General features: G+C 77.1%; 2 protein-coding genes and 2 pseudogenes. All 4 read right to left on the reverse strand.

All coding sequences use genetic code 11. From position 1 onward, the window contains the following. A pseudogene (locus tag BJP40_RS07730) lies at nt 1-1,108 on the reverse strand (hypothetical protein); the annotation flags it as partial. A 33-nt stretch (nt 1,109-1,141) separates the two neighbouring features. After that, nucleotides 1,142-1,672, reverse strand: a complete 531-nt coding sequence (locus tag BJP40_RS07735; RefSeq protein ID WP_226962375.1) for a GNAT family N-acetyltransferase — start codon at nt 1,670-1,672, stop codon at nt 1,142-1,144. A gap of 17 nt (nt 1,673-1,689) precedes the next feature. Then, nucleotides 1,690-3,408, reverse strand: coding sequence for an IucA/IucC family siderophore biosynthesis protein (locus tag BJP40_RS07740; RefSeq protein WP_071279692.1), 1,719 nt, complete (start codon nt 3,406-3,408; stop codon nt 1,690-1,692). A 52-nt stretch (nt 3,409-3,460) separates the two neighbouring features. After that, nucleotides 3,461-3,866: pseudogene (locus BJP40_RS33555) on the reverse strand (SidA/IucD/PvdA family monooxygenase); the annotation flags it as partial.

Genomic DNA, 3,866 nt, shown 5'->3' on the forward strand with positions numbered 1-3,866 from the left:
GGGTCAGCGCCGCCAGGGCGGTCAGCAGCACCGCCGAGGCCAGCAGCGGTGCCCACAGTGCCGCCGCGGCCGCCGTGGTGGCGACCAGCGGGGCCAGCACCAGGCCCGCCCTCTGGGCCATGGCGACGACGCTGTACGCCGCCCCCGACACGCTCGCCGCGATCACCCGCTCGTCCACGGCCACCTGGCTCAGGGCGAGCCCCGCCCCGAACAGCAGGCGCGCCCCCGCGAGCGGCGCCGGGGACACCGCGGCGGCCTGTACGGCCAGTCCCGCCGCGGCCAGCAGCAGCCCGTACGGGAGCAGCCGCGGACCGAGCCGCAGGCGCCCGACGAGCGGCAGCAGCGCCAGCACCGCCACGTGCGGCAGCAGGAACAGCACGGTCGCCGTCACCGCGGACGCGCCCGCTCCCGTCGCGTACTCCGTGAAGTACGGCCGCGCCGCGTACACCGCGACCGTCGTCACCAGCACGTACCCGGCGAGCCGCAGGACCCGCCGGTCCGCAGCGCCGCCCCCGCGGTGCGGCGCGGTCTGCGGCGGCGGCCCCGGGCGCCGCAGCACCCGCACGCAGGCCGCCAGCAGCGCCGCCTCCAGCAGCACCAGCAGCGGCAGCGCCGTGCGCGGCTCGGGCACGGAGACCACGGCACCGCCCAGCAGCGTCGCGGCGACCGCCGAGGCGTGCAGCACGGCCACGTACTGCACGACCCCGGGGAGCACCCCGCGCGGATGGCTCCGCGCGAGCCCCGGGTACGCCAGCAGGACCACGGCCTTCGCGGCCGCCAGCAGCACCGACACCCCCGTGAACGCCGCGTAGGACGGGGCCAGCACCAGCCCGCCCGCCAGCAGCACCGCCGCCGACTGGCCCGCCGTCACCAGGGCGGGCAGCGGGAACCGGTGGGTGGCCCGGCCCCACAGCGGCAGTGCGGCGACCGCGGCGAGCTGGCACACCACCAGGAACAGCCCCGTCGCCGCCAGCGCCTCCACCCCGTAGGCGGCCCGGAACAGGGCCGGGTAGAAGGGGGCCAGCGCCGACTGGGTCACCATGTGCAGCCCCGCCGCCGCGAGCAGCACCGGTCGTCCGCGCGCCACCGCCATCCCGGCCCCCGTCATCCCGCGCCCCCCGCCATCCCGTGTCCCGCCCCGTCACACCGTGCGCTCGCGGACCATGAGCACGGCCTGCTTGACCGGCAGGTCGAGCAGCCCGGCCGACCGGAACCCGGCCCGTTCGAACGCCCGCACCGAGCGGGCGTTGCGCACGTCCGGTTCCGCCACCACGCGCTGCGCGTACGGGTCGCTGCGCAGCTGCCAGTCCGTGACCGCCCGCAGCAGCGCCGCGCCCAGCCCCCTGCCCCGGTACGCCGACGGCCCCAGCAGCAGGTGCACCCCGGCGTCCCTGGGGCGGGCGGCGTAGTGGTGGCTCAGCGGGTCCAGGTCGGCGCGGTACAGCTCCCAGTAGCTCATCGGGACGCCGTCGACACAGCCGAGCCAGGGCGTGGAGTGGGCGCTCGCCACCTGCTCCCGCAGATACGCGGTGATCCGCTCGGCGGGCTGCGCCAGCTCCCAGTACGCGGCCACCTCGGGGTCGTTCATCCAGGCGTGGACCAGCCCGGCGTCCTGGCCGGGGTCCACGGCGCGCAGCGCGAACAGCCCCGCGTCGAGCCGTGTCTCTGCCACCGTCGGCGGGTCAGCCGTCACTTGCGCACCTCCACGACCGGGTTGGGCAGGTCCACGTAGACCGACTGCGCCTCCAGCGGGCCCGTCAGCTCGTCCATGCCGTGCACCCGCGTCAGCAGGTTCGCCTTGCAGCGCAGCACCGGCTCGTCCCGCAGCAGCGAGGCGAGGCGCAGCCGGTCGCCGTGCTCGGCGGCGAGCCCGGCGAGGAACGCGTCCGCGCGGCGCAGCAGCGCCTCCTCGTCGGCGAGTCCCTGGGAGCCGAGCGCCCCCACCAGGCCGAGGAGGTTGTTGATGCCGACGTAGTAGGCCAGCCGCTCGTCGATGACCTCGTCCGCCACGTACGTCCCCAGGTCCCGGCCGATGCCGGGCACCCAGCCGTACAGGGCCTCGCTGCGGGCGGGGGAGAAGTAGTAGCCCTGGTTGTCGCGGTAGCGGCCGCCGACCGGCAGGCCGGTGCCGTCCAGGACGACGAGCGTGTTCTGCTGGTGCGCCTCCAGGCCCAGGCCGTACGTCGCGTACAGCCACAGCACCGGGGCGACGACCCGCTCGGCGTACCGGTCGAACCACTCCCCGGCGGCCTCGTGGGCGGGCCGCCCGCTCGCCTCGGCGAGGCGGTGCACCAGCCGCGCCAGCTGCGACCGGCCGTCGGGCAGGTCGGGGCGCGGGGCGACGAGACCGGCCACGCACACGGCCTGCTCCGCGGCGCCCGCCGGGAAGGGGTTGTCCCGCACCACGACGTCCAGGCCGGTCGACTCGCGGTGGCCGTCGGGCGCGTCGACCGCCAGCCACGCCGGGTCCCGCACCACCGCGAAGCCGGGGTGCGCGGCGCGCAGGGCGCGGGCGAGCCCGGCGGTGAGCAGCCGGTCCACGGCCAGGCCCCGGTGCAGCTCGGACCGCATGTTCTCGCGGCGGGAGTTGGTGATGCGCAGGCCCAGCGAGAACTTCAGCATCACCGGCGCGTCGGCCCGGTACAGCGTCCGCACCGAGGACGTGGCCGACCAGGCGGGGGCCGCGGGGCCCAGGTCGTGCAGGAGTCCCGCGTCGAGGAGCGCCCGCACCGCCGGCCGGTGCACCGCGTCCTGCGCCTGCCACGGGTGCGCCGGTACCAGGACCGTGCCGGCGGGGGGCCGCAGGCCGCCCGCGAAGGACGCCAGCAGGTCCTGCGCCGTCCGGTCGAGGGAGGAGTCGGACTGGACGACGGACGGGTCCGCGGCGAACCAGTGCAGCGGGAACGCGCCCCGCGCCTCGGGGGAGTAGCGCGCCGCCTCGGCCTCCGTCAGGCCCTCGCGGCTCTTCGGCGTCGGGTGCAGCGGGTGGCCGGTGATCAGCGCCTGCTCCGAGGCGAGGAACGCGGTCGTGCCGTCCGGGTCCCGCGGCGCGGCGGACCTGGCCCGCACGAACGCGGCGGTCCGGCGGACCGAGTCGCCGACCCGGCCCGTGAGGTCGGTGACGCACTCGGTGTCCCCGTCGGCGGCCTCCGTGCCGAGCAGCGCCGCCAGCGCGGCGGCGGGCAGGGGGGTGCCGGAGCGCAGCCGCGCCGGACCGAAGCGGTGCCAGCCGACCGGCGACCAGTACAGGACGGGCACCTCGACAGCCGTGCCGGACGAGGGGAACTCCAGGCGCAGCACGCCGTCGTCGGGGCGCTCCACCCCGGTCTCCCGCACCCAGCAGCGCAGCAGGCCGTCGGTGGCGGCGCGGTCGGCGACAGCGAGGGGCGGTTCCTGGATCTGGGTCATGCGGCCTTCCTTCGTGTACTCGTGTACGCGTGCGTCGGGGGTGGCGGTCGGGTCAGCGGTGTGCGTCCGCGAGGCCGAACGTGGTGAACGCGGTGCGGCCGGGCAGCGGGTAGGGGCTGCGGCCGGTGAGCGCGTTGAGGATGACCGCGGAGCGCCAGGCGGCGAGTCCGAGGTCCGGGGCGCCCACGCCGTGCGTGTGCCGCTCGGCGTTCTGCACGAACACCTTGCCGCCGACCTTCTCGTCCAGGGCGAGCCGCTGGTCCCGGTCGACCAGGGGGCGGCCCGCGGTGTCGCGGGCGACATACGCGCCCAGCGGCTCCAGCAGCGCGTCGACGGGCCGCTCCGCGTACCCGGTGGCGAGGACGACCGCGTCGGTGCGCAGCGACGCCGCGGAGCCCTCCTCGGTGTGCCGCAGCGCCAGGTCGATGCGTCCCTCGCGGCGGGCGGCGCCGGTCACC

This window comes from Streptomyces sp. CC53, assembly GCF_001865245.1.
Lineage (GTDB): Bacteria > Actinomycetota > Actinomycetes > Streptomycetales > Streptomycetaceae > Streptomyces.